The sequence below is a fragment of the Rhizobacter sp. P1_G5 genome (assembly GCF_056405435.1).
The window spans coordinates 1-1,023 of sequence record NZ_JBFUCB010001063.1; the positions used below are offsets into that span (position 1 = coordinate 1).

At 65.4% G+C, this 1,023-nt stretch carries 1 protein-coding gene; it reads left to right on the forward strand.

Features of this window, described 5'->3' with window-relative positions:
• Nucleotides 1-44: 44 nt before the first annotated feature.
• Nucleotides 45-1,023: outer membrane protein assembly factor BamA (bamA, locus tag AC1D12_RS34010; RefSeq protein WP_477845477.1), on the forward strand; the 979-nt coding region annotated here is incomplete at its 3' end.

Sequence of the window (1,023 nt, forward strand, 5' to 3'; positions counted from 1 at the left end):
CTACAACGATGTGGCCCGGCAGTTGGGCCTGCACTGATCACCGAATGCGCAATCCCCTCGTTCTGCAGTTCCGCCCCGTCCACCCCCGTTCCCTGCGTCCCACCGTCCTCAGCATCGCGCTGGCGGCGGCATTGCATGCAGGATCGGCCTGGGCGGTGACCCCCTTCGAGTTGAAAGACATCCGCGTCGAGGGCCTRCAACGGTCCGATGCCGGCACGGTGTTCGCCTCGCTGCCGTTTCGCATCGGCGACACCTACAACGACGAGAAGGGCGCGGCGGCGCTGCGCGCGCTGTTCGCCACCGGCCTGTTCAAGGACGTGCGCATCGAGATCGACGGCAACGTCGTCGTCGTGATCGTCGAGGAGCGCTCGGTCATCGCGAACATCGACTTCGTCGGCCTGCGCGAGTTCGACAAGGACACGCTGACCAAGTCGCTGAAGGATTTCGGCATCGGCGAAGGCCTGCCTTTCGACAAGGCGCTGGCCGACCGCGCCGAGCAGGAGCTCAAGCGCCAGTACCTGACGCGCAGCCTGTACGGCGCCGAGGTCGTGACCACCGTCACCCCGCAGGAGCGCAACCGCGTCAACGTGACCTTCACGATCACCGAAGGCTYGGCCGCTCGCATCAGCGAGATCCGCATCCTCGGCAGCCATGCGTTCTCCGAAAGCACGCTGCTGGGCCTGTTCGACCTGAACGACGGCGGCTGGCTGAGCTGGTATACCAAGGCCGACCGCTACTCGCGCGCCAAGCTGACGGCCGACCTGGAGACGCTGCGCTCGTACTACCTGAACCGCGGCTACCTGGAGTTCCAGGTCGAGTCGACCCAGGTCGCGATCTCGGCCGACAAGCAGGACATCACGATCACCGTCAACATCAAGGAAGGCCAGCCCTACACGGTGACGGCGGTCAAGCTCGAGGGCGAGTACCTCGGCAAGGAAGAAGACTTCAAGAYGCTCGTCAAGGTGAAGCCGGGCGAGGCCTACCGCGCCGAGTCGGTGGCCGAGACGACCAAGGCCTTCACCG